The organism is Paenibacillus sp. HW567 (genome assembly GCF_000374185.1).
Taxonomy (GTDB): Bacteria; Bacillota; Bacilli; order Paenibacillales; family Paenibacillaceae; genus Paenibacillus_AQ.
In genome coordinates, this window is sequence record NZ_KB910518.1 from 2007613 (window position 1) to 2029877 (window position 22265).

Below are 22265 nucleotides of genomic sequence, written 5' to 3' on the forward strand. Positions count from 1 at the left end.
TATTACATCGGTTTAATCGTTGGATACTTCACCAAGAAGGATGTGATAGAATGGGCCTCACGAACAGAATCATCTCCTGTTTGGAAGAGTTTTCCTGTGTGTAACGGACAGAGCAGGTCTTATTTCTACTAGAGGTCATTTTTCTGCAAGTGAACGGACTCCAGCGCCTTTATGAGCGGACCATCACCCCAAATATACCTGCGAAAGAGGGGATAAGCGCTTTATGGTCCGTTTAGCTCGGCTAAATGTATCCTTTTCCGCAAAATAAGGGCTCTACAGTCTATAAAGGATCAAGAGGATGAGTTGACGAATCCGTCTCTCCCCGAGCCACAAAGGCCCGGCCCTACCTAAGCACAGATTTAGAACTGATGCAGTACCGGCAGGTTCGTGCTGTCTTGCAATCTTAAGCTACCGTGACATCTTTAGGGAGTTTTTCCCTTTAGATGTTTTTTATTATGAAGAACATCTTAAGGTAATTGTAAGATTCCGTTAAGAAAAAAGAAAATTCAGAGCTGTAGAATAAGAATCGCTGAGGACAATAGCTGTTACATGGGAAGGGGAAGCACACGGTATGAAATTAAGGGGAAGACAGAAGATATTAATTCTATCCGGCACTCTGGGAGAGGGGCATATGCAGGCAGCCAAAGCTATTGTGGAAGCGTCAGCTCTGTATAGTCCGGGTGTTGCTGTGGAAGTAATTGATTTAATGGCCCGGGTGCACCCCCGTCTGCATACCTTTGAGCGGTATTGTTTTTTGCAATGGGTGAAGCATTTTCCTTCGTTCTACGGATATATGTTTCAAAAGACCCGTGTAGACAACTCCATCTCCCAATTATTAAAACAACTCCGTTTGTTCAGCATTCAGCGAATGATTACATTATTACAGGAATCCAAGCCTACAGTGGTGGTCTGCACATTTCCTCCTGCGGCTGCGGCAATATCCATGCTGAAGGAGAGGGGGCTGCTGGATCTGCCGTCCGTTACGGTTATTACCGATCATACCGATCACAGTTACTGGATTCATCCGCATACGGATCTTTATTTGGTGGGGTCCGGCCTGGTGCGTTCCGCTTTACAGCGCAGGGGAGTTCCCAAGGCAAGAATTACCGTGACAGGAATCCCGGTTCGTCCTTCCTATAGCCAGAACTTGGATCGCAGGGAGCTGCGGGCCAAACATGGCATGAATCAGGGGGCTTTTATTGTACTCGTCATGGGTGGAGGAGAAGGGATGATCGACAAGGCTCTTATCGGCCAAATGAAATCGGGGAGTCTGCCGCCCAATGTTCAGTTCATAATGATCTGCGGGCGAAACAGAAAATTAAAGGATAATCTGCAAAAGGAACTGGAAGGCAGACCCAATGTGCTGCTAAAAGGATATGTAGAGGACATTCATGAGTGGATGGCGATGGCTGATGTATTAATGACCAAGCCGGGAGGGCTTACCACCTCTGAAGCGATGGCGAGCCGGCTGCCCATGCTGCTTTTTGAGCCACGGCTTGGACAGGAGCAGGATAACGCCCAATACTTGATCAGTGCCGGAGCCGCATGGGAATGCGGAGTCGGCGAGCTGAAGCAGCAGTTGCAGCGGCTGATGGATAACCGGAGGATTTTGGATGAGATGAAAAAAAGAGCCGGAGAGTTCATGCACAGTGACTCCGCGCGGCTGGCCTTAACTGAGATAACGAACATGCAGCAATATGCTCCAAGGGAAGCTAGGACATCTGCTGATCAGCAATATGCCTACATTTAGCTGCCCATATACCCGAATATAACATTGGTATACCAGATAGATACTGAATGGTTATAGTTGTTTTTGGCATTGATGAATATTCTTCCAATTGATAGTATGAAAGGACTATGAAGGAAAGGGGCTGAATGATGGTAGAAAAATCAGTAATACTTCAAATGATTGAATTACTAGGCTGCCGGGAACCACAGGTTCATTTAATTGGCGGGTACTATCAGAATGTGTATGAAATCGCCGCTGAAGAGCCGATGGTCGTGAAATTCTTTAATAGAACATTTAATGAGGATCAACAGGTGTTATCGGAAATTGAATGGATTGAGCATCTACATAACAATAACGTCAATACTGTGGTCCCTATCAAGATAAATAACAACGACTCATATATTAACCGGTTAGCTGGAGAGCATTTTTGTGTGGTTTACAGGAAGGCCCAAGGAGAGCATGTTGACATCAATGACGAACAAGTGTGGAACAGCAAGCTGTTTGCCCGATGGGGAAGGGGAATGGCCAGTATGCACGCTCTATCACAATCTTTTACGGGAAGCTCTGTATTCCCCGATTGGACGGAACAAAAATTATTTACCCTGAACACAGACCATTTGGATTCAAGGATTAACGAGAAATGGACGCTATATAACACTGAACTTAGGGATATGCATACTTCCCCGGCTAATTACGGGATTATTCATGGCGACCTCCATCATCACAATTTTTTGGTCCAGAATGGAGAGTTAACTTTTATTGATTTTGGGGATAGTGAATATCATTGGTTCGCTTACGATATAGCCATTGCGATCTATCATGCTGCGCAAACAGTGAAGGATGCCGTCAAGAGAAAAGAATTTGCCAAGCGATTCTTCAATGCATTCATGGAGGGTTATGAAGTTAATCATCCGGTGAAAGAGGTACGGACACAAGTCGATTATTTTATCAATTACAGGCACTTATATTCTTATGTGTACCACATGCAATTCTCTGATAAAGATAACTTAGATGAGAAGCAACTAAACTATTTGCAAGACATGGGTCAGTCAATAATTAACCAAGATTCATATCTGGGTATTGCGTTGGTGTAAGTGTAAGCGGAGCCGGAGATTAGGAGATGAGTTCATGACAGTAAATACGACTGCGGAGCAAATCCGCATTATCGAATACGATCCTTCCTACGCTGGAGCGGTTGCTGAGATGTGGAACCGCAGCAGCGAAAGCTGGGGCGGCGGTACCCATCAGAGAACAGAGGATAGTGTGCGCCGGGAGATGGAGGTGTCGTCCAATCTTCATGTGTTTCTCGCCGTAGATGGCAAGGAAGTGGTCGGCTTCTGCAGCTTTGCCCACTACCGTCAAGACGATGGGGCCTTGTATGTACCACTGTTGAATGTGCGTCCTGATTATCATGGCTGCAAGGTAGGCCGCAATCTGATTCTGAATGCCGTCCGCCTAACCGTGGAAGAAGGCTGGCCGCGCCTCGACCTGTTCACCTGGGCAGGGAATACCAAGGCTGTGCCAATGTACAAGAAATGTGGATTTTTCTGGGAAAAAAATGAAGATTCCGTCCACCTGATGAACTTCATTCCAACCGTTTTGCAGACGGAAGCGCTTGCCCCTTATTTCGGGGAGCTGGATTGGTACGCAGATAGCACCCGCGAGCTCCCTATCGAGCCGGATGGCCGCCGGGAGCGGGGTTTTGATTTCTTTGATTACACTTGGCACAAGGGCGGGCTCTCTTTGCGGGCGGAATTTGAGAAGACCGGCAGAGGGCTGACCGCCCTTGATACACCCGACTACACAATCTCCACTGAGATAGAAGACCACGATCTTGTATTCGGTTCCGCCTACAAGATCCGCTACCATATTAAGAACCGCTCTGCGTCTGAGCTGGCGATTGAGATCAAGGGCCAGAACGATAAGAACATCCGGTTTGCCTTGTCCGCTGCACGGACGCTAGCTCCGGGAGAAACAGTCGTCGTGGAGGGGGAATTCGAGCTTGATCCTGTCCGGGAGGAGCAGAATGTTAAGCAGACCCATCCGGTTGTGATGAGCACATGGATCATCGGCGGCAAGCGGGCTGAGTTCCGCATTGGCGTCGCTCCGAAATTTCCGGCCAAGATGAAGATAGTGCTGCCAACCAAGGAGCTGTATCCGGGTTTTCCCGCTGAGTTGTACCTGAACGTAGAGAATAATTTTGCCTCGGAAGCAGAGTTCGTTTTTGAATTGCCGGAGGATGATTTCCTGGAATGGGGCGATCGTGAGGTACGCTTCACGGTTCCGGCTAAGGGCAAAACCTCAGTCCCGGTACCGTTCATCCTGAATGCTTACGGGCTCTACTCACAGGATGTTGAAGTCACGGCTCTTCCGGCCGGACAACAGGCGGTTGCCTTCACAAGCAAGCTGTCTGTGCTGATGAAAGGAACGCATGGACGCTTTGGTGGACAGGTTGATGAACAGTGGGTTGCTGTGAACGGTGCATTCTCCCTTCATATGAGCAAGAGCGGCAATGGAATGTGGATAGAATGCCCCGACTCCAGCCACAACTTCTGGTGGACCTATCCGAAGCTGGGCAAGCCGTTTGCGGAGGAATTTTCCAAGAAGCAGGCCGCAGAAGTGAAGATTTATCCGGCAGGGGAGAGCCAGGTCCTCGAAGCCCTCTACGAGTCGGAAGAATTCCTTGGGCTGGAGGTAAAAGCGGTAGCCAGGCTGTTCCCTAACGGGATGGCTGAGTTTCATCATGAAGTCTGTAATACCAGCAGCTCAGCGCTGGAGGAGAACATATATGTACTGACGAATTTCGGCTTCTTCGGCAGACGGCTCATCCTGCCATATCAGGGCCAATATGTGGATATGGGCGATGTGTACTCCAGTCATCCGGATTATTGGGACAGTGCTCAGATTACAGAGAACTGGCTGTTCTCGCAGGACAAGAACAGCACATACGGCATTTGTTGGGACCCTTCACTGAAGCTGCTCCGCCCGGAATACACGTTTGGGCTGGAGCATAATCTTGGACGGATTTCTGCCGGAGATGTCGTGCGGACAAAGACGACTGTGTTCGCGCTTAACACCTTCACCGGGTGGAGTGAATTCCGCTTCTTCGCCGGGAAGCAGCGGGATTCGGTTGCACCCGTGCTGAGTGACCACCTTGAATTAACGCTTGGCAGCGGAAATCCGTTTGCGGCGGGAGCGCTTAAGGCAGAAGTCATCGAACGAAAGATGACTCCGCTTGCTGGAAGCCTCGAACTGTATGTACACAACGATGGCGGGTCAGAGCGGAGAGCGGCTGGTATGGAGCTGCAAAGAGAGCAGGATTTGCACTCCGCAAGCTTTGAGGTACCGCTTGAGAAGACAGAATCGCCGGGAAGCAGCGAATCCGGGCGGAAGGTCCGGGTCGTCTATCATGGGGAGGACCGTGTTCAGGAGCGGTCCGGTCTCTGGTTCCCTCAGACGGATGCAAGCGTTGTGTGTGAACTGGAAGAAGGTCCGGCTGGCTCCATATATACGGTGAGCAACGGAGTACTCACGATAGCGGCTGCCCCTGGGTTCGGGAGCGTTGTGCATTCGCTGAAGTACCAAGGTGAAGAATGGCTGAATAGCTCGTACCCGCAAGCGGTCCCGCTTTCCTGGTGGAATCCTTGGCACGGTGGACTTGGCGTGGGGATTTCCGGCATGGGCGGATTCAGCCAGCAGGAGGAGCCGAGAAGCGCGGCATGGGTGAAGCAGGTTGATCATTACGGCAACGTCTGGAAGGGACTGCGGTTAACGACTTCTATCGAGAAGCAGGAAGCAAACCGGGGGATCACAATCAACCAGCATTACCTTATGCTGCCCGGCGTCCCTGTGCTCTGCGTGCTGTATTCGGTAACCAACAAAAGCGGCATGGTTCTCCCGGGGTATTCGCTGGCGGGGGATAGTTACTTCAAGCCTTCGCCTGTCTTTTCTGAGGGCTGGATGGAGTTCCCCGAGGAAGGCAAGTTCCTCCTTGGGAAGGCGGATGCGCAAATTGATTTAAAAGAGATCATGCGTATCGGCGCGTCTTCACGTAAGGATATGCTGCATATTGTGAAGCGTTCCTTCAATCAGAGGGATTTAATCTATGTGGACAATAAGGCATTCGTTACTAGTGTGAATCACGATTTTACACTCCGGAATGGAGCAACCGCGTGGACACAGCCGGTCTTCCTGATCCTGGGGGAGACTGCTCTGAATCAGGAGGATGTACGCGGCCTTATGAAGCTGACCTTTGCCAATCCAACTGACGATAAGGAGAACTCAAATGGCGATCATTGACATTCACATCCATTTGTCGGATATCGACAGCTTTCACCAGACAGCGGTGGAGCTGTCCAAAGTCGATTATACTGCTGCCGGCCTTAAGGCTGAATTTGACAAGAACAACGTCGTCCTTGGCATTGGCATGGGCGTCACGGAGCAGAGCAAGGGGGCCTTCCCCGACTCGGCTTCACCTAATCCAATGGGCCTTGATTTGGAAGGCAGCGTTCCGCCATTCTTAATGGAATGCGTTGGGATCAATCCGAACAGGCTCACAGGGGACCACGTCCAAGAGGAGCTGGACCGGATCGAAGCGCGGCTGCAAGCTCCTGAGGTAGCGGGAATTAAGCTGTATGCCGGGTACTACCATCATTACGTCTATGACACAATCTATACACCGGTCTATGAGCTGGCTGCCAAGTATGGTGTGCCTGTGGTCATTCATACGGGCGATACGTATTCAATGAATGGCTTGCTTAAGTATTCGCATCCTCTTACCGTGGATGAATTAGCCTATCAGCAGCGCGGCGTGAACTTTATGATCTGCCATCTGGGCGATCCCTGGGTGATGGATGCTGCCGAAGTGGTCGCCAAGAATCCGAACGTCTATGCCGACCTGTCCGGTCTTGTCGTCGGCGACCGGCCCCATTTCGAACGGTTCATGAATGAGCCTTTGTTCATGGACCATTTTCGCCGGGCACTGGTGTACTCCGATCATTACGAAAAAATGCTGTTCGGCACCGATTGGCCGCTTGCGCCAATTGACCTGTACGCGGAATTCGTCCGCCGGCTCATCCCTGAGCAGCATCATGAGAAGGTATTCTACGAGAACGCCTTCGGGCTGTTCCCGCGCATCCAGCAGCGGATTGCAGATGTTAAAAGAAAATAAACTATTGGGCTCGGAAAATAAAGTTGTAGACTGTCATGGCTTCATTAAGCTAACGGGTAGGATAACTTAGTCAAGTCACGGATATTTGAATATGAAGAATGATTAGGGAAGTGTTATTAAAATGAGTCTACGGTTGGTGTCATTAAATATTTCGTCAGATTGGACTGTTGTATGGAATCATTTTTTCGAAATTAATCCCGATGACTTTCATGACGACTCATTTCCTTATGCATTGGAACTACAGGAGGATATATTCTGTTTTAGAAATGAAAAGAAAGGATTAATTTTGGATTTAGGATGGTATCCATCTATGAGTTCGGAGGGCATGTATACATTGTATTTAGTAAAAATAGGTGATGAAGACACTGGACCCGAATATTGGGATAATCCTATTTTGAAATATCGTTCCCGCAACATAAATGAGATAACAAATAAAATCCATGAAGTCCTCGAAAAAGAGCAATCTGATTCGTCCGAAATAAAGTAATTCATTGAGCCAAAGTGAACGCTAGTTGAATACCTTAACGTAAAATAAAGAAATAGATGTAAACTGAATCTTGTTCCAAAGGAGCGATAGAACTGGATACGGTTGAATTAAGAAAATTCGCAGATGAAAAGATCCCATTCGAGAAAGCCGAGGAATGTTTTTGGAATTGGATAAATTCCTGGAAGGAAGATGACCCCGAAGACTATTATGAAATGTTCGGTAATGAAGATATCTCCTCAATAGAGCTAACAAAAAAACGAATTGCTTTGGTTATTAATTATCAGTTTGATACACCGATTGAATTTATTCAAACGACATTAAACGTGAGCTATAAAGAAAGCTTGATAGCCCAGTACCACTACATGCAAGATTTTAATGGAGTGGTTGTAGATGATGTACTAAGTTTTGAGAAATATTCAGTACTCACGACAGATGATTAAGCTAACGGGAAACATTAGTTGAATGTCAAAAGCGGCAGTCTAATACTTTATTTTCACCACAGCAGAGCTCTTGTAATAGAGCGGCAGCTCAGCCAGAGCATAATGAAGCAAAGGCAAATACAGTGAACGCGAACAAGCCATCCTTGGCAGTGTAGAAGGGATGGCTTGTTTTTCGATATGTTGTTCTACCGTAGTGTCCAGCTTACCTCACAGCTCTGTTATCGCTCCAAGAACGGTGTTGTTGAAGTAATCGACATACATATTTTTGAACGGCTTCTGGTGGTCAAGCTCTACCGAGAAATGCACCGTTACAATTTCGTAGATCGGATCGACGCAGATAAATGGTCCCGCTGCACCCCAATGCGAATACGCTGCCGGTGACAAGAGGTCGCCGCCATCCCGCTTGGTCCCGTTGACCGCCCAGCCGTATCCCCAGTACGCTTCCGGGAAGACTTCATCTCTGTACTCAGAGGAGACACCGGGGATCTGATTGCGTGTCATTTCCTTTACAGTTACCGGGCTAAGCAGCCGTATGCCGTTATAAATTCCGCCGTTCAGAAACATTTGGCCAAATACAGCCAGATCCATAGCAGTAGAGTAAGCGCCGCTGCCGGCAGACACCGAATTCAAATTGTATTCGCTGTCAACCCACTCCGCGCAAGCTGCATCCGGTGCGCGCCGGACCACCCGGCCCCTTGCCTCCTGGGGAACACAATAAAATGTATTGTTCATTCCGAGCGGCTTGAAGATGAATTCCTTAACGAACTCATCATAGGCTTGACCGCTGACACGCCGGATAATTTCACCCAGCAGCTCATAACCGTACCCGCAGTAAGACATCACCGTACCAGGCTTGGAGCTGAGCGGAGCATCATATGCGCTGTACAGGTACTCATGAATTTCCGCATTCTGATTGGATTCACAGGCGGGGAAATCCACCTTATCCTGTTTCGCGGCTCTGTGTGACCAAATGGCCTCCATGTCCAGGCCCGATGTGTGCGTCAGCAAATGATGCACGCAAACCGTTGTTTTGCCTTCTCCTGTGAATTCAGGGATAAAATCAGATACAGGTCTGTTCAGTCCCAGTTTTCCTTGTTCAACCAGTATCATAATGGCCGTTGATGTGAACAGCTTCGTTATCGAGCAGAGCGGAAACAAAGCATCAACCGATAAATCGGCTGCGTCCGGCTCAGGCCCAAATCTGCCATCGGCTTGATGGACGAGTAATGTTCCCCTTCTTGCTGCAACAATGACTTGTGCCGGTGTGATGTTGTCCTTAACCATTTGTGCCGCCGCACTCTGAATGCGTTGCACCCCGTAATCTGATACACCCGCCTGTTCCAGCGGATTGAATGTCAGCTCTTTCATTAGCTAGCCCTCCAGTTAGTATTGGTTAATATATTCATTAATTACTAAGCGAATCTATTAACTTATGAGCTTTCTTATTATAGAGCAAAATTGTTAAAAAGGATATAATTGACAACGTGTGACTACTAGAGTAGTATTGGATTATGACTACTTCAGTAGTCACTATTAGGGGGCAAGTAGATGGAGATCAAGCTGTTCGATTCGGAGTTAAGAGTGATGGAAATTTTATGGAGGGAAGGGATGCTGGCGGCTGGAGATTTGGCGGCGATTCTGAATAAGGAAACGGGCTGGAACAGGAACACGACCTACACAGTAATCAAAAAACTGATCGGCAAAGGTGCAGTTCAGCGAACCAATCCTGGTTTTAAATGCACAGCCCTTATTCCCAAAGAGCAGGTGCAGACGTATGAAACCAAGGAATTGATCAACAAAATGTTCGACGGTTCGGCAGAGATGTTCTTTTCGGCATTCCTTAATGAGAGGAACCTGAGTAAGGAAGACATCGACAAACTGAAAAAAATCGTGAAGAACTTAAGCTGAGGCGGCGACGATGGATATCCTCCGGATGAGTATTTCGGCTAGTGTGCTGATCGTTCTTGTCGTCCTGCTGCGGTCTGTGGCGCTCCATAGATTGCCCCGGTTGTTGTTCCTCGTTCTGTGGGGGATCGTGATCGCCCGGCTGCTGGTTCCAGTTTCTTTTCCCATTCTTCCGCAGCTATCCGCTCCGGTTGAAATTTTCAATTCTGGTAACAACGTGAATGCACATACAGCAGCAGTATACCCGTTCACTGACACATCTGCTGCGCACACCGGAATGCTGACAAACGAAATCAATATCCCGGCAAATTCAGGCGGCTGGCTGAAGCCGGAGCTTCTAACGACTCTTTGGTTTGCGGGCGCTGTCTTGATGCTCATGGTGTTATTGGTGGTTTATCTCAGAAGTGCAAGGGAACTGCGGACAGCGCTGCCTTTGCAGGGGGAGCATCCCGTTATCGAAGATTGGTTAACAAGACATCCATTGCGGCGGCCTCTCTTGATTGTCACCTATGACCGGATTGATACGCCCATCACCTGCGGGGTACTTCGCCCGAAGATTATTTTGCCCAAATCACTGGATACAAAGAATGAATCTGCAATGAATTATATGCTCACCCATGAATACATGCATATCAAATACTTGGATACGGTATGGAAAATAACTGCCGCCGCTGCCCTCTGCCTGCACTGGTTCAATCCGCTGGTGTGGCTGATGTATGCCTACCTGATCCGGGATATGGAAAGGGTATGCGATGCAAGGGTAATCAACAAAATCGGAGCCGAACACAAGGCCGATTATGCGTTATGTCTTTTGGCGGTAGCAGAGCACAAAGGGAGATTTACTCCCCTATACAATGGGTTCAGCACAAACGCAACCAAGGAAAGGATTGTGTCGATCATGAAATTGAACAAAGTGACGGTATTGACGGCAGCCATTTCGCTCCTCTTGGTTCTGGGGGCAGTGTCTGCATTTGCAGAACAATCTAGCGGAGAGCGGAGCAGCGTATCTGCGGATAGCTCTGTTGGAATGAACGCTGTGGAGAGCGGTGACAACGCAGGGTCTGAAACTTCGGTTTCGGCGGCTGCATCGGAGCAAAGCGGAGAAGTGACGGATTTTAACTATGATGCGCTGAAGGATTACATGGCCTACGGCCTGGCATATGACAAAACCAAAGACAGATTTCTGTACAATGGCAAGCATGTCCGGCTATTCCTGGATCAGGATCTTAGTCATCAAGAGAGGTTCAACAAGTTTTATTATGACGGGGACGGTGCGGCCGATTTCATTATCGTCAGGGATAAAGACAACAAGGTAAGCCAAGTTGCAGAGGTGAACGAAAGTGAGCTGCAGACCTTGGGCAAAACGTATGGATTTGAACTTAAAAAAGACGGCCTGCACTTCGAAAATGCACAATGATGTATACGATATCCAGTAAACACTATTAGCAGATCAGGTTAAACCACCAAGAGAATTTGTACAAAAAAGAGTTTGCAATCGCTTTCTTGATTATGCTAAACTGAATTCAATAATGATGACAGCGTTTTATTCAGGCCATAAGCTAAATATTCAATTTCAGGGTTGTGACTGATCTTAAGGCAAAACCTGAGTTGAGAGCGGATTCTTGCGGATTACGTGAGGTACGCTATCAATTCAGGTTTTTTTGTGTTCTCTACATCATGAAAGGGGGCAAGAATGGCGCTGATTGCGCCGGGTTATACTAAGTCAGGAAACTTATGTAAAATACTAGGGGGACAATAAAGATGAGATCAGTATATGTAACGAAAGCCGTGGGTGCGGCTTTGCTCGGCGGTGCATTGATCCTGAGTGGCTGCCAGAGCAATAATGCGGGTGGAACCGCGGTCAGCGCCAATAAAGGTAATAATAACACCGGAGCCAATACAGAGACGAAGACCGGAGAGAGTGCTCCAACAGCCCAAGCGGTCAAGGCCAGAACAGTTATTACCACAGATGGTGAAGTTGACGATATGAACTCCGTAATCCGCTTTCTGCTCTACTCCAACGAGATGGATTTGGCCGGGATCGTCCTGACCAGCTCTGTCTACCATTATGCGGGCGATAAGGCTGCAGGAGTTGCACCTTTCCGCTGGACAGGTACGCAGTGGATCTACAATATGATCGACGCTTATGGGGAGAGCTATCCGAATCTGAGCAAGCATGCCGAAGGTTATCCGAAGCCTGAGACGCTCAAGAGCATCACCAAGATCGGCAACATTACGAATAAAGGGGAGATGGACAAGGTAACAGAAGGCTCTGAATTCCTGAAGGAGCTGTTCCTCGACGAGGATTCCAGAGACCTGTATGTTCAGACCTGGGGCGGCACCAATACAACAGCCCGGGCCCTGAAGTCCATTGAGGAGAAATACAAGAATACAGCCGAGTGGAATGAGATTTACAAGAAAGTCAGCGACAAGCTGGTGCTGTACATCATTCTGGACCAGGACGACACCTATAGTAATTACATCGCCAAGAGCTGGCCGAATATCCGCATTATCAATGACCAGTCGAACTTCTGGCACTTCGCCTATGCCTGGAAATATCATACAGAGGAAGTGAACAGCAGGCTGCAAGGCGACTGGAATTACAAGAACATCCAGAATGCGCACGGTAAGCTGCTGGGGATGTACGCATTGATGGGCGACGGGAAGAATATTGCCGGCGAGCTTCCTGAAGAACAGCGGGGCAGTGCCGACTACCTGAAGAAGAATCCGCAATATAAAAAGTATGATTTTATCTCGGAGGGAGACTCTCCTTCCTTCTTCTACCTGCTTGACAACGGTCTGCGGAGCCTGGAAAATCCGAGCTACGGCGGGTGGGGCGGCCGTTTCGGCGCCGTAAACGACAAGCTGTTCCGCAACAATGTGCTGGACTATGATGTATTCACCAAGCGCTATGAAGCCGAATACTCGCTGATGCGCTGGTTCGATGATATTCAGGACGATTTTGCCGCTCGCGCGGATTGGGCGGTTGCCGCCAACTATAAGGATGCTAACCATAATCCGAAGCTGAGCATCAAGGAAGGGCTGGATCTGGCGGCCAGTCCGGGTGAGCAGGTTACGCTGCATGCGGAAGGTTCCGATCCGGATGGCGATGCGCTAACCTATAGCTGGTGGAGATATTTCGAGGCGGACACGTATCAGGATTTCAAGGTCAAGGAGAATGCAGTGGAAAAAGAAATGGCCGGCGACCTTCAGCTCGGACTCCATCGCACGCTCGCAGCCGGGGAGAAGCTGGATACGATTAAGCTGCAAGGCAGCGATACTAACACCGTACAGTTCACCATTCCGGCAGATGCCAAGTCCGGCGACACCATTCATATGATTGCTGAGGTACAAGACAACGGTAAGCACCAGTTGAAGCGTTATCAGCGTGTGATCATCACCGTGAAATAACGCTGAAGCATTACAGCAAGCAGACAACAGCAGCAGGGTTATCCTTCGAAAGGCCAATTGCAGGCCGGGGATAGCCCTGCTTGCGTGTTAAGGGTTTTTAACGTCAAAAATATCTGCGTATGATTTGAATTCACCAAAAGTAATGTCATGTCCCGCCAACGCAACCTTCCCGGTGAATATACGCCCAATTGCACCCGCGCTATAAATAAGAATTTGCACGTGTTTCATTTTCACCGAATAAATAGTTTGTTTTTTTGCTGATACATAATGTAATATAATACATATGAATGATTGTTCAAGTATTCATTTTATAGGAGGAATCAATATGCAGGTAACAGATATTATTTCTTTGGTCTTGCTGGTTGCTTTTGGCGCAGCATACATAATCAAACTGGTATTGTTGAAGCAAAGAGAGAAAATTCATGCGAATGTATTGGCCAAAAGTAATAAAGATTTTTCAATTTACAGTGCAGAAATGTTTGTTAAAATATCTAGTGCATTGTGGCTGCTGGCCTGGGCTAGTGAGATCGTATTTCATGGGCAACTATCCTCTGTACTTGGTTACATGTTCAACAATATTTACACAACATATATCGGCATAATGATAACAGCAATAGGAGTAGGGATATTTATTGCGGCAATCGTTTATATGAAAAACTCCTGGAGAGTAGGGATAGACAAAACCACAAAAACAACACTTGTAACGGACGGTATCTACAAGTTCAGCAGAAATCCCGCTTTTGTAGGCTTTAACCTGATGTTTATTGGTCTATTTGTTACCTACGCCAACCTCTTTACCCTGATTGTATTGGTCATGAATCTGCTTGCTTTTCACTTATTAATATTGCAAGAGGAGAAGCATTTGTATTCTATGTTTGGTGATGATTATGAGAGATATGCTAGGAGAGTTCCAAGATACTTTTTGATATTTTAGAGCTTATTCACTAAACTGGTATATATGCCAATATTTAATAGGAGGGGGTTTGATGATGATGTTTTTGCATGCTGTATTGAGAACCGAATGGGAAGCAGCAGTTGTGAACGGAGTTTATAAAGGCAACACCTTAGAGACCGAAGGTTTCATTCATTGTTCACCGGTTGACAAAATGGTAGCCGTCGCGGATTATAATTTTAAAGGAGTCAAAGGCCTGATCTTGCTCTGCATCGAGGAGTCCAAAGTAACGTCTGAAGTCAAATGGGAAGATTTGTACAATGAAGGAAGCAAATACCCGCATATCTACGGTGAACTCAATCTGGATGCTGTATTGAAGACTGTAGCGTTCGAGCCTAACCCGGACGGAACATTTTCGTTGCCCGATGAAATTAATGGATAAAATCTCGGCGGAACGTTATTTGTATTATTTCATTAACAATAAGAAGAATGAGCAGTCTATGCTGAACTTCGAGCAATGGGTGTATGAGAATGATGAATTGGAAGAGATCCTTGGTAAGGATGAATACTACGAACTCATCTCCAGAGACTATAAAGACAAATATGCATATCACGAAACGGAAAAGCAAATCAGAAGACTGATCAATTTTGGCCAATTTGAACAAGAGCGACTAGAACGGGCTCTATATGATCTCCTAACAAATGAAGATGAAGCTGATACTTTGGAAACGCTAGCGGTTTTGTATGACGAGTATTGTGATGGTTACAATTTTCTAAGATATATTGCATTAACCTTCATTATGACAGCCGACGAGTACAAGGAGATTCTAAAAAGAGACCCTATCGAGTTTGGTAGTTACATGGAAAGTATAAGAAAAGAAGCCGTTAGGTTGCTTGGGTTCTTAAACAAAAATGAGATCTTTATTGACAAGGAACATGAGTATTCAGACAACCGGGCAGAGAATGACAGAATTGAACTGCATAGTATTAATGAGATGTTTGGTGCAAAGGAAATGTAATATTTGCAAGCAGCGATCACTCCATACTACTTACAGTGATCCTCTTCTTGGGGGTCGTTTTGATTTTGCGTTCAGAAATATAGGAACCGGTCAGAGTCAGTAAGGTTCCCGCTACAGTTGCCCAAGTGATCTTTTCATGCAAAATAAGGGCAGAGGCCGCGACTGTAACTACTGGCACAATGTAGATGTACACGCTTGTTATTACCGCTCCCAAGATTCCTACCAACCGGTTCCAGGTCACAAAACACAAGGCTGAGGCTCCCAGCCCTAAGTATAGAAGGTTTGTTACATTTTGCGTGTAGCCCCAAGGGGGTGAACTTCAGCCTGCTAATTTTACGCATCAACACAGAATAAATGACCCAGTTAGCAGGGGCGAGCAAGTTCCTAACGCAATCACAAATCCGGTAACAAATTGAACATTCAATTTCTTTTCCTATAAAAAAAGCTCACTCTGGTAGAGAACGGGCTGTGTAAATCGCGGCAAAAACATTGCTTCCCGTAATTTCCTGGACATACTCTCATGAAAATGGTTCGGGAACTTCTGCATAATCCCTTCATACTGATACGCCTCAAGCTTCAAATCTGTATCAATAACGTCCGTCCGAACTTCACGAGCCACCGCCTGCACCTTCTTGTTCCGTAATGTACGGTTATTATAATATGAACGATCGAAGGATTCTTGGATAGTGTTGCTTTAGGGTGAATGAAGGATGTTAGCGGTTATATCGCTAAAATACAATGTGCAGCAATTAGATGAGGTATGATACACACAGGGCACTGTGCCCGGGAGCATACATCTGCAATACATAGGAGGAGAATCATGGGCAGTATTTTGGAAAATTTATTCTATGGAAACATCAGACCAGACGAATGTATACACCCTACAAATTCCGAATATCACAGCCTTAACCGCAAGATTTCTTCATTAATAGATGCCTATCACAATAAGCTCTCACCAGAAGAGTACGATGAGTTGGAGAAGTTAATGGATTTGCTAGGGCAATCGACATCTATGTATTCTGCGGCGGCTTATACGGAAGGGTTTCGGATGGGGGCTTTGATGATGATTGAGGTGTTGGGGGTGGGTGAGAAGGGTAATGGGGTTGTTGTGGATTACAGTGGTGACATGTGACAAGAAGAATCGACTGTTGAAGAGGCTGGTGGAGGATATTGTTTATAATCGGGAAGAGAATCGGAAGAATTGGGTTGGTAGAGATTAGGATATTTGCATTGGTGACCTCTGGAATATTTTCCAGAGGTATCTTTTTATATGGTACAATATCCCTATTACTTTAGTCTTTCAGATATATAACTGACGACAAATATTAAATTTAGCTACTGTGGAATAGTGAAAAAGAATATTAAAAATTCTTGAGCATTTGACTTAGTAATATGTTGTCCTTTTTGTGTTCTGCATTTCGATAGATTACAGCCTCCAGCAATTTTTTAACCAGAGCAAAGTAACATGGAATTTCAAAAAGAGAAGGAATCTTAATTAGGTTCCTACTCGATTTTAAGGAGGATTAATGATAATTCCTACAAAAGAAAATTTTACTGAGATGTCTTCAAGTCAATTCGAACAATTTGTAATGTTCTTATTAAAAAAGGCAAGTGATGGTTTGCCTAATGTAGTAGTTCAGCATGATGAGATTATTGAGACCAAAGAAGGCTCATATCAGATTGACGGTACAATTAGATTTGAACTTATGGGAGTAGAATATTTAACGCTAGTAGAATGTAAAATGTACAAGCATGCTGTTTCTAGGGAGAAAGTTCAAGTTCTTTACGATAAGCTACGGATTATTGGGGCTCACAAAGGCATACTCGCCACAACATCATATTTTCAATCTGGAGCAATTGAATATGCTTCGTCGCATGGCATTGCCTTATTACAAATCGTTGATGGGAAAATAACATATAATGTGAGAAGTAAGGAAGTGAATGAAATAGCATATCCTCCTGATCTCCCTCAGTTTATAGGAATTGCTCAATATAAAATTAATGATAGTAGCATTGGCTGTACCAATATCTCAATATCTGAGTATTTGAGAGAATTTGTTTTAAATTGCAATTAAAGCACAAACAAATTGGGGCTTATTGTATCGTGGAGGAATCGACGTGAAAGAACCAAACAAAAAATATCAATTAAACAAATTAAACTATTACTTGCTATATAAATCGTTCTTCCTGGGGGTCTTATTGGCTGAATTTGTACTTGGCATTAAAGTAATTTTCCTAAGTTTCGAAAATAGTTCTATACAAAATCAAAAGGAAGTTTGGTTCTGGATTAATGTCGCTTTATATCTTCTAATAGCTGGTACTTACTTTTTCAAAAGAGAAGTATGGCGACAAATTAAAATTATTATTCAAAGTAGGAGATTTGATATTCTTATTGTTTTTGCTTCAGGTGCTACCACAATATTTTTATTCGGTGGTATAGGGATGGAGTATTTCGGGAAATGCATATCTTTGCTATCTTGGTTACATATGTTTATATTGTTTTCACTTCCAATTGTTTTTTTTGTGGCGATAAATTCAAGAAAATTGCAAATCAAAATGGAGAAAATGATTGATAAAGATTCGAGTTTCATGAGTGATAAAGAAGGACAAAGTAAAGATGATGACGCGTTTGAGTTTTTTGAAACATCAAAAAGATTTGCAGAAAGAGTATATAATCAAGGTTCATCTGAAAGCTTAGTTTTCGGAATTGATGCACCTTGGGGGACGGGTAAATCAACTTTCATAAATCTTTGCAAAGAACATTGGAATAGCAACTATAGTGATGAAATTATAGTGTACACGTTCGATCCACTAAGATTTGAAAATAGTGATAATATATTGGATAAATTTGTGGATGGACTATTAAAAGTAATTAAAGGGAATTTTTTTGCACCCGAACTAGAGTCTCTTATCTCAAAATATGTAAAGTTATTAAATAACGCTAAGGTAACTTTCTCGATTTTTGGAATTAGGTTTGGTGTGCCTTTCGATAACTCATCTATTGATAAAACATTTGAACGCTTGGAAAGTGTCATAAGAAGAATAGATAAAAAAATTGTTATTGTTGTAGATGATTTAGATCGCTTGAATTTTTCAAGTATAAAAGAGATCCTGTTTGTTATTAAAAAATCTTTTATTCTCCCTAATATTTCTTATGTACTTTGTTACGATACAGAGAATATTACTGCACTTGAACATCAAAAACTAGATACTGAAAAAATCATTGAGTTTTTAGAAAAATTCATCAACATTAAAACGAGTTTGTACATAGATCATAGGCTATTATTGAATTATTTTACTGAACACAAAGATGAATCATTGGCTAGAAACCTACTGAGTAATCCAGAATTGGTATCAAAAGCAGTAGAGGGACTCAAGGATATATTTAATTCAAAAGAATATTATTTGTACATTCCATTTATAGGTGATGCAAGAAAATTAAAAAGACTAGTAAATACAATTCTTTTACTTGAAGTTGAGCAATTAGATTTCTCGAATTCGGACTTTGATAAGCATGATCTTATTCATTTGCTGATAATATACATTAACTACCCTAATATATTCAGAAAAATATACAATACTGAAACACAAAGTAAACGAGGCTTTTTTTCACTTGTAAGAAAATATGATGGTGATTATCCAAAAAATAACAACCCTAATGATAAAGAAGAGGGTTATAAAAATTCCACAAAATATACTAAATATATAGAGAGTCTAACTGAAAATCAAAGATTTATTGTAGATAAAATTTTTAATGCGGATCAACGATTGGAATCGACGAGAAATATTTCTGAGGAACAATTAGCATCATATGCTTGTTTTAATGGATCTTCTTGGGACTCTGGTGGTAGGAATCTTGAACAATATTTAAATCTAATAATTAAAGTATCACGTCCAGCTCACACCGAGCAGTATAAATTTTACGTGAATTTAAAAAATGATATTTTGAAAGATAATAAAGACATTGCTAAGGTTGTCAAACGTGCGGAATTTTCTTTTTCAATAGGGGAGACCAATCATAATCAACTATGGAGAGTTTTGGTTAATTCCCCTCAGAATGAATTTTCATCTGAAAAGGCAAAAGAAGTTATTCTTTATGCCCTATACTCTTTACCGCAATATTCAAGTATTGAGATCGAAGATATTGGAATTGGAATGAGGAGCTTCACTCTCCCCTTTTTCATTGCGAAATTGTTGAATAAAATCGGGTGGTCTGACGAAGGAGGACAACATTGGAATAATAGTAATGAAAATGTTGTTAAAATTGCAGAATGGATATTTGGGGAAAGCCACTATAGAGATGATGGAATTTTGAAGAATTTATCCAAAGAAGAAAGGGGAATTCTGGGACTACATGATTTGTTGATATTTAGGTTGTGTTGCTGCTCTGACAGAGGTGGAGATATGTTTAATTTGTCAAGAGCCCTATCTAAACATGGAGGGACTAATAATCCGACTGAGGGGAATGTAGAGAATATTGTTAAAGGAGAAATGCGGGAAATCTCTCAATTTATTTTTCAGATATTTAAGAATCGATATATTGATAAAAGTATAAATATCTTTGAAGAAGTTATGAAACTCTCAACAGAAAATATTTGTGGCAACTCCTACTTATATATTAAGTCCAAGATAACTGATGAAACTTTGGATAGTAAAATTCAAGGAGTGAAATCGAGATTATTATCTTTTATTATCTATCAATTGGGCAGCACAATATATAGCAGCGGTATCCCTTGTGGTTTTTATGATAGTGAGGGCGACAAAGATGAGCGTGGTATTAACAAGTCTGTAAATAACTATCTTTTTGATACTTGCTTTAATCCTGAAATAAACAAAAATGGTTTTGATTATTTTCTGTATTATCTTTTTCTTAATTTTGAAACTACTTTTGGGCAGTTCAAAAATCGTGTAGCTAGCCTTGAAGGATTCTCGAAAGTCCTTGATAAAGATCAAATTAAGAATTATTGGAGAGAGCATAATGAGAGTATTAAAATGAGACAGATTAATTGGAAGGATAAGCCTATAATAAGCGAATACGAAACGTTGTATGTTAGTAATATAGAAGATACTTATGAAGTTTTGGATGGGTTATTACTGATGAACGAAGCTCCACAAGCTGATAATGATTCGTTATAAAGTGAATCAAGATTTTCCGCAGTTACCGTTTGGATTATCTCGAAGTGAGAATGGTACTTCGGGGCTTGCCAAGGAAAGGGATTTGTTAACCAGGGAGTGTAAAAAGATAAACCGACAAATATATAATTTATAAATTGAAATAGAGAATGCCCGAGATGGTGTGGAAGCAGTAAAAGGCTGTGTTTAACATAGTAATTTGTAAACAGGTAGGCACTAACACACTAACTCATAGTTAGTGTCTATCTTACAAACTCGACTCCCACCCCAAACCTAACCTCAAAAACAATCCTATCATCCCGATTGCTCACCGAAACCGTACCCCCATGCATCTCAATAATGCTCTTTACAATAGCAAGCCCTAGCCCTGATCCATTGCTCTGTTTAAGGCGGGATTTATCGGCTTTATAGAATCGTTCAAATACAAAGGGCAAATCCTCATCAGGTATCGGCTCCCCATAGTTAATAATTCGTATGAGCGCTTCATTATTGGTTTTACTTAGCTCTATATCAAGGTATTTCCCTTCATTGCCATATTTGATGGCGTTGCTAATCAGGTTGTCAAATACCCGGACCAATAGCAGCGGGTCTGCGCTCATCATAATTTTTTCATTGCTGAAAAATAGCCTGTACTCCATTTCCGCCTCGTTTAATGCAGGGATGAATCCAAGAATCACTTGCTCCAGAAGTTCTCCCAGGTTCAGCATGTGTCTATTGATGGTTAATTCCGAATTCGTCAGCTTAGAATATTCAAAAAGATTGTCAATTAGGACCTTGAGTTCATTACACTTTTGGAAGGCTATACCCGCATAGTGCTTCAAGTTTTCTTCATCCGTGTATTTTAGATCCGCAATCAATTCCATATACCCAAGGATAGAGGTCAAGGGTGTTCTTAAGTCATGCGATAAATTTGTAATCAAATCGTTTTTGGTTTTTTCCCAGCTTTTTTCTTCCTCCATCAAAATCTTTAGTTTATAAACCATGCTATTGACGGTGGTAGCCAATTTTCCAAGCTCGTCAGAGCTTTTTACCGGAATGTTGACTTCCAAATCACCTTTAGAGATGGTTTCCAGGGTTTTCGTTATATCTTCGAGATAGACGATGCTCTTTCTGGTCATCAGCAGAAGAAATCCAATCATCAGCAAGACAAGAATGACGAACAATATCAGGGAAAATACAATATAATTTTGCATGAAAAATACCGCGAAGGGGTGGTTTTCGGAGGCCTTGATTAAGGCCGTAAATATCAAAAACATACATAAACCTGTCAAAGCCGCGCTGGTAAAAAAGATCAGGATCAACTTGTAGCGTATGGTGCCCAGTTTATTTTTCAATTTTGTAGCCAACTCCCCACACGGTTTCGATGATCTCAGGCGTTTTTGGCAGCTTCTCTACCTTTTCTCGTAATCTCCAAATATGAACCATAACAGTATTGTTGGATTCAAAATATTTCTCTTTCCACACCGCTTCGAAAATTTGTTCTGCACTAAACACAGTGCCGGGACTACTAGCGAGCAATAACAGTATTTCATATTCGGTTGGAGTTAAATTGATCTCACCGTGGTCAGTGGAGACGGAATGATTATTTTTATTGATCACTAGACCCTTGATATGAATGATGTTATCCTCATTCTTTTGCTGATTGGGTACATTTAAAATGATATAACGTCTTAACTGTGATTTTATCCGTGCAATCAGTTCCATTGGATTAAAGGGTTTGGATAAATAATCATCCGCACCCAGCCCAAGCCCGAGAATCTTGTCCATATCCTGCGATTTGGCGCTTAGCATAATAATGGGCAGGTTCATGGTCTGTCTTATCCTTCTGCTGGTCTCCATTCCATCGATTCCCGGCATCATAATATCGAGCACAACCAGATCTATCTTCTGATGGCTCAGAATGCCCAAACCCTCAGTTCCATTAAAAGCTGTAAATACCCGATACCCTTCATTGATAAGATAAATCTCAATTAACTCAACAATTTCCTGTTCATCATCAATAATCAGAATACTGTATTGCTCCATAGTAGATCCCTCACAACTAACACTCTGTAATATGACTATTATAGCGGCAGGTAT

At 43.7% G+C, this 22265-nt stretch carries 18 protein-coding genes and 2 pseudogenes; 15 read left to right on the forward strand and 5 right to left on the reverse strand.

Annotation, left to right across the window (positions count from 1 at the left end):
* Nucleotides 1–571: 571 nt before the first annotated feature.
* The 6 genes from B212_RS31125 to B212_RS0109005 all read left to right on the forward strand — a co-directional run bounded on the left by B212_RS31125 (nt 572) and on the right by B212_RS0109005 (nt 7826).
* Nucleotides 572–1750: an MGDG synthase family glycosyltransferase gene (locus B212_RS31125; protein WP_036668059.1), complete on the forward strand. Its 1179-nt coding sequence runs from the start codon at nt 572–574 to the stop codon at nt 1748–1750.
* A gap of 125 nt (nt 1751–1875) precedes the next feature.
* Nucleotides 1876–2823 (forward strand): phosphotransferase enzyme family protein, encoded by a 948-nt coding sequence (locus B212_RS0108985; protein WP_019910281.1) that lies wholly within the window; start codon nt 1876–1878, stop codon nt 2821–2823.
* 34 nt (nt 2824–2857) lie between these two features.
* Entirely contained in the window at nt 2858–6028 is a 3171-nt protein-coding gene (locus tag B212_RS0108990; RefSeq protein WP_019910282.1) for a GNAT family N-acetyltransferase, read from the forward strand.
* A complete protein-coding gene (locus tag B212_RS0108995) occupies nt 6015–6899 on the forward strand; it encodes an amidohydrolase family protein (RefSeq protein WP_019910283.1) in 885 nt (294 codons plus the stop codon). Before B212_RS0108990 ends, B212_RS0108995 begins: the two co-directional genes overlap by 14 nt.
* A 121-nt stretch (nt 6900–7020) precedes the next feature.
* Nucleotides 7021–7386 (forward strand): hypothetical protein, encoded by a 366-nt coding sequence (locus tag B212_RS0109000; protein ID WP_019910284.1) that lies wholly within the window; start codon nt 7021–7023, stop codon nt 7384–7386.
* A 212-nt stretch (nt 7387–7598) separates the two neighbouring features.
* The gene (locus B212_RS0109005) at nt 7599–7826 is read left to right on the forward strand and encodes a hypothetical protein (RefSeq protein ID WP_019910285.1); all 228 of its coding nucleotides are present in this window, start codon (nt 7599–7601) and stop codon (nt 7824–7826) included.
* A gap of 207 nt (nt 7827–8033) precedes the next feature.
* On the opposite strand, the gene B212_RS0109010 is transcribed toward B212_RS0109005, so the two are convergent.
* Nucleotides 8034–9194: a serine hydrolase domain-containing protein gene (locus tag B212_RS0109010; RefSeq protein WP_019910286.1), complete on the reverse strand. Its 1161-nt coding sequence runs from the start codon at nt 9192–9194 to the stop codon at nt 8034–8036.
* A 180-nt stretch (nt 9195–9374) separates the two neighbouring features.
* Between B212_RS0109010 and B212_RS0109015 the strand changes: the two genes are divergently transcribed.
* From B212_RS0109015 to B212_RS0109040, 6 genes are all read left to right on the forward strand, one after another.
* Nucleotides 9375–9734: a BlaI/MecI/CopY family transcriptional regulator gene (locus B212_RS0109015; RefSeq protein ID WP_019910287.1), complete on the forward strand. Its 360-nt coding sequence runs from the start codon at nt 9375–9377 to the stop codon at nt 9732–9734.
* A 10-nt stretch (nt 9735–9744) separates the two neighbouring features.
* Nucleotides 9745–11148 carry a M56 family metallopeptidase gene (locus B212_RS31130; protein ID WP_019910289.1) on the forward strand — a complete coding sequence of 468 codons (1404 nt, stop codon included), beginning with the start codon at nt 9745–9747 and terminating at the stop codon, nt 11146–11148.
* Nucleotides 11149–11492: 344 nt separating this feature from the next.
* The gene (locus B212_RS0109025) at nt 11493–13142 is read left to right on the forward strand and encodes a DUF1593 domain-containing protein (RefSeq protein WP_019910291.1); all 1650 of its coding nucleotides are present in this window, start codon (nt 11493–11495) and stop codon (nt 13140–13142) included.
* A 325-nt stretch (nt 13143–13467) separates the two neighbouring features.
* The gene (locus B212_RS0109030) at nt 13468–14076 is read left to right on the forward strand and encodes a methyltransferase family protein (protein WP_019910293.1); all 609 of its coding nucleotides are present in this window, start codon (nt 13468–13470) and stop codon (nt 14074–14076) included.
* Between the two features lie 52 nt (nt 14077–14128).
* The gene (locus B212_RS0109035) at nt 14129–14476 is read left to right on the forward strand and encodes a DUF952 domain-containing protein (protein WP_019910294.1); all 348 of its coding nucleotides are present in this window, start codon (nt 14129–14131) and stop codon (nt 14474–14476) included.
* Nucleotides 14477–14534: 58 nt separating this feature from the next.
* Nucleotides 14535–15053 carry a hypothetical protein gene (locus B212_RS0109040; RefSeq protein ID WP_198015843.1) on the forward strand — a complete coding sequence of 173 codons (519 nt, stop codon included), beginning with the start codon at nt 14535–14537 and terminating at the stop codon, nt 15051–15053.
* Between the two features lie 16 nt (nt 15054–15069).
* Here the strand turns inward: B212_RS0109040 and B212_RS34450 are convergent.
* Together B212_RS34450 and B212_RS35915 are read right to left on the reverse strand one after the other, a co-directional pair.
* Nucleotides 15070–15345, reverse strand: a pseudogene (locus B212_RS34450) (EamA family transporter); the annotation flags it as partial.
* Between the two features lie 225 nt (nt 15346–15570).
* A pseudogene (locus B212_RS35915) lies at nt 15571–15672 on the reverse strand (AraC family transcriptional regulator); the annotation flags it as partial.
* A 201-nt stretch (nt 15673–15873) separates the two neighbouring features.
* Between B212_RS35915 and B212_RS0109055 the strand changes: the two are divergent.
* The 3 genes from B212_RS0109055 (at nt 15874) to B212_RS0109065 (ending at nt 20189) form a co-directional block, all read left to right on the forward strand.
* Complete coding sequence (locus tag B212_RS0109055) at nt 15874–16185, forward strand: DUF6809 family protein (RefSeq protein ID WP_019910298.1); 312 nt, start codon at nt 15874–15876, stop codon at nt 16183–16185.
* Between the two features lie 394 nt (nt 16186–16579).
* On the forward strand, nt 16580–17128 hold the full coding sequence (locus B212_RS0109060; protein WP_019910299.1) for a restriction endonuclease: 549 nt from the start codon (nt 16580–16582) through the stop codon (nt 17126–17128).
* 43 nt (nt 17129–17171) lie between these two features.
* Nucleotides 17172–20189: a P-loop NTPase fold protein gene (locus B212_RS0109065; protein WP_019910300.1), complete on the forward strand. Its 3018-nt coding sequence runs from the start codon at nt 17172–17174 to the stop codon at nt 20187–20189.
* A gap of 239 nt (nt 20190–20428) precedes the next feature.
* On the opposite strand, the gene B212_RS0109070 is transcribed toward B212_RS0109065, so the two are convergent.
* Nucleotides 20429–21520, reverse strand: coding sequence for a sensor histidine kinase (locus tag B212_RS0109070; RefSeq protein ID WP_019910301.1), 1092 nt, complete (start codon nt 21518–21520; stop codon nt 20429–20431).
* Nucleotides 21510–22211, reverse strand: coding sequence for a response regulator transcription factor (locus tag B212_RS0109075; protein ID WP_019910302.1), 702 nt, complete (start codon nt 22209–22211; stop codon nt 21510–21512). The genes B212_RS0109070 and B212_RS0109075 overlap by 11 nt, the downstream gene beginning before the upstream one ends.
* Nucleotides 22212–22265 lie beyond the last annotated feature (54 nt).